At 64.7% G+C, this 3,492-nt stretch carries 4 protein-coding genes; 3 read left to right on the forward strand and 1 reads right to left on the reverse strand.

Features of this window, described 5'->3' with window-relative positions; genetic code table 11:
* Positions 1-3: 3 nt before the first annotated feature.
* From AC1TQG_RS02920 to AC1TQG_RS02930, 3 genes are read left to right on the forward strand one after another with little or no spacing between them, the layout of a single operon-like run.
* The gene (locus AC1TQG_RS02920; RefSeq protein WP_482135437.1) at positions 4-978 is read left to right on the forward strand and encodes an ATP-binding cassette domain-containing protein; all 975 of its coding nucleotides are present in this window, start codon (positions 4-6) and stop codon (positions 976-978) included.
* Positions 975-1,793: an ABC transporter permease gene (locus AC1TQG_RS02925; protein ID WP_482135438.1), complete on the forward strand. Its 819-nt coding sequence runs from the start codon at positions 975-977 to the stop codon at positions 1,791-1,793. The genes AC1TQG_RS02920 and AC1TQG_RS02925 overlap by 4 nt, the downstream gene beginning before the upstream one ends.
* Positions 1,790-3,055, forward strand: a complete 1,266-nt coding sequence (locus AC1TQG_RS02930) for an ABC transporter permease (protein ID WP_482135439.1) — start codon at positions 1,790-1,792, stop codon at positions 3,053-3,055. The genes AC1TQG_RS02925 and AC1TQG_RS02930 overlap by 4 nt, the downstream gene beginning before the upstream one ends.
* 69 nt (positions 3,056-3,124) lie before the next feature.
* Here the strand turns inward: AC1TQG_RS02930 and AC1TQG_RS02935 are convergent, their stop codons facing one another.
* The gene (locus AC1TQG_RS02935) at positions 3,125-3,352 is read right to left on the reverse strand and encodes an MbtH family protein (protein WP_482135440.1); all 228 of its coding nucleotides are present in this window, start codon (positions 3,350-3,352) and stop codon (positions 3,125-3,127) included.
* Positions 3,353-3,492 lie beyond the last annotated feature (140 nt).

Consider the following 3,492-nt stretch of genomic DNA (forward strand, 5'->3'; position numbering starts at 1 on the left):
GACGTGTCGGTCGCTGCGCATACGCACGGCGTGGTTGCCGACGGGCTGGTGAAGCGTTTCGGCGACTTCACGGCCGTCGACGGAGTCAGCTTCGAGGTGCCAACCGGCACCGTGCTCGGCCTACTGGGTCCCAACGGTGCCGGGAAAACGACGACGGTCAACATGCTTGCCACCTTGCTCACACCGGACGAGGGCACTGCGCGCATCGCCGGCTACGACGTCGTCCGGGACCGGGCCGCCGTTCGCGCCTCGATCATGCTGACGGGCCAGTTCGCGGCTCTGGACGAGTCCTTGACCGGCCGCGAGAACCTGGTGTTGTTCGGCAAGTTGATGGGCCTGAGCAAAACCGAGGCGGCGCAGCGCGCTGCCGAGCTCCTCGATGCCTTCGATCTCGTCGATGCCGCGTCGCGACGCGTCGGAAAATTCTCCGGCGGCATGCGCCGCAGAATCGACATCGCGTGCGGTTTGGTGGTGCGGCCCGAGGTCGTCTTCCTCGACGAGCCCACGACCGGACTCGATCCGCGTAGCCGCCAGGATGTCTGGAACATCGTGACCTCGCTGCGAGACCTGGGGATCACCACATTGCTGACAACTCAATACCTGGAAGAGGCAGACCTCCTCAGCGACCGGATCGTGGTGATCGACAAGGGCCGCGTCATCGCCGAGGGCACCGCGGCAGAACTCAAGGAACAGGTCAGTGGGACGTTCTGTGAAGTTGTCACGAGCAACCCGGACGACCTCGCCCGGATCAAGGCGTTGCTGACCGAACTCGTTCCTGCGGACGAGATACGGATCGATCTGAACCGCAACTCGCTGACCATGCCTGCGGTGCGTTCGACGCAGACTCTGGTCGATGTCGTACGTCTCACCGATTTGGCCGGCATAGAACTCACCGATGTGGGCTTGCGGCGACCGTCACTGGACGACGTGTTCCTCAAGCTGACGGAAGGCCCGGCCGACGGCGCGGAGCACGCATGACAGTGACCGACGCCACGCGGGTGGCGATTTCCGCAGGCGGTCGCCGCCCCTCGGTCAGACCCGGCCGTCAGTGGCTGGCCCTGACCCAACGTTCCATCATCGGTATGAAGCGACAGGGCGAGTTCTTCCTGTCCATCACCGCACCCGTGCTGCTGACGCTCTGCTTCTACATTCCGCTGCGGACCATCATGGATGGTTATCCCGGAATGGATTACGCGCAGTTCCTCATGCCCGTCATCTGCCTGCAGTCGGTGGGCTTCGTCGCGACGTCGGCCGCGATGCGTGCGGCGAACGACGGCAGTACGGGGCTGACCAACCGGTTACGCAGTATGCCGGTGAACACCTTTGTCCCGCCGTTGGCCCGATTGGCCTCGAACGTCGTGCTGTTGGTGATCTCACTGGTGTGGGCGATCATCTCGGGTCTGGTGATCGGCTGGAGGCCCACCGCCGGGCTCCTCGATTTCATCGGGTTCATCGGGGTCGCGATGGTCGTCGGCGTGATTCTCGCCTTCGGCGCCGATACGATCGGCGCCGTCTCGAAGAACCCCGCGGCCACCAGCCAGGCCCTGGCCCTCCCCCAGTTGATCCTCGGAATGCTCTCGACCGGTTTCGTGCCCGAAGAGCGCTTTCCCGAATGGATCCAGCCGTTTGCGCGCAATCAGCCGATCTCACAGTTCACCGAACTGATGCGTGGATTCGACGCGGGCGATGTGTCCTGGGAACTGGCGCTGCCGTCCATCTGCTGGGCGGCAGGCATCACCGCGGCGGGTCTGGCCGCCGGTGCCCTCGTGACGATCCGGAGCAGCCGACGATGAGCAGGCACAGAGGAGACGACGGCGCCCCCCAACAGCACTGGTGGCGCAGCGATACCGGCGGATCGAGTCCCTCGCCGCGCCGCGTCCGCACCGGCGATCAGCCCACCACACGCTTTTCCCAGGAGGAACAAGACCGGGCCGATGCCGGCCAGTCCGGCTCCCATCAGACCCTCGTCGGTCCGTGGACCCTGCTTTCCCCCGGGGCCGCGGCAGCCGAATGGACCTCCGAACATTCGGCCGTGAGATACCCGCAGGCACCCGAACAGACCGGGCGCCCAATGACCCGGATCACCGACCGGGACTCCCTGGACCCGGTGGAACTGACCCCGGCGATGCAGCAGGCGCCCACGGTCCGGCTGGATCTCGGGCAGATCGCGGCGGCACAGATCGCGGCGGAACAAGCCGCGACGGAACAAGCGGCCGCGCTCAGCGGGAGGTCCACGACGGCCGCGACACGATTCCCCGCCGCCCGGACCACCGACGAGCGAGGGTTTCGCGCCTATCTCACGCATTCGAAAATCCTCACCGGACGACAGCTCCGAGTTGTCACCCGGGACCGGCTGACCCTGATTCAGAGTCTGCTGTTCCCGTTGCTGAGCATGGTCATGTTCAAGGTGGTGCTCGGTGATGCGGTCGGCGGTGCGACCGGGGAGAACAGTGCATACGGCACTGTTCCACTGGTGGTGCTCGTCGGGGCGATGTTCGGTTCGCTGGCAGTCGGGACCCGCTTGATCAGTGAACGCCGAACCGGCTTGCTGACGCGCCTGTACGTCATGCCGGTCCACCGCGGGGCCGACCTGACGTCGCGGATCACCGTGGAGATGCTGCGGATCCTCGTCGGTACGCTCGTGATCACGACGGCCGGAATGCTCATCGGCTGGCGTTTCGACGAAGGGCTGCTTTCGGCCGTCGGGATCTTCGCAGTGGCACTTCTCTACGGTGCGGCGTACTCGACCATCGTTCTCACAGTGGCGATGTCGGCGTCAAACGCTCCCCTGGTGCCCATCATGTCGCTGTGCACCAGTCTGCTGATGTTCTTCAATTCGGGGTTCTCGCCGGTCGAGGCCTACCCGGAAGTGCTGCAGCCATTGGTCCAGAACCAACCGATGACATGCGCGATAGAAACGATGCGGGCGTTGGCCATCGGCGGTCCGGTGGCAGAAAATCTCATCAAGACCCTCATCTGGGCCGTCGGCATACTGGTGGTCTTCGCCTATCCGGCACTTCTGTCCTACCGCCGGGCGGCCGCGGCGCGGGGTTGATGTCACAACCCGGTCCGGACACACCGACGAGGGGGACCGTCCGTCGGACGGTCCCCCTCGTGCGCGTTGTCAGTCCTTGTTCGCCTGGTCCGCGTTCATCGCGTCGATCAGGCTCTTCGGCCGCAGGTCGGTCCAGTTCTGCTCGACGTATTCGAGGCAGGCAGCCCGTGAATCTTCGCCGAAAACCTTGTTCCAGCCCGCCGGGATCTCGGCGAAGGTCGGCCACAGCGAGTGCTGATTCTCGTCATTGACGAGCACGAAGAAACGGCCGTCCTCGTCGTCGAATGGGTTGGTCATGTTGATACTCCCTTCCACTCCGGATGCACCGAGAGTGATGTCGCCTGTTTGTCGTTCTGTCGGATCCTGTTGTTAGCCGGATCTGGTGTAGAAGACCCCGCTCTGACTTGCTCCGCCACCCACGCCCATCGGATCGACCA

This window comes from Williamsia sp. Y844 (assembly GCF_056786475.1).

Excerpts from the sequence above, each read along its gene's own strand:
- AC1TQG_RS02930 (WP_482135439.1), top strand. The coding sequence starts at position 1,790 with ATGAGCAGGCACAGAGGAGACGACGGCGCCCCCCAACAGCACTGGTGG.
- AC1TQG_RS02935 (WP_482135440.1), bottom strand. The coding sequence starts at position 3,352 with ATGACCAACCCATTCGACGACGAGGACGGCCGTTTCTTCGTGCTCGTC.
- AC1TQG_RS02925 (WP_482135438.1), top strand. The coding sequence starts at position 975 with ATGACAGTGACCGACGCCACGCGGGTGGCGATTTCCGCAGGCGGTCGC.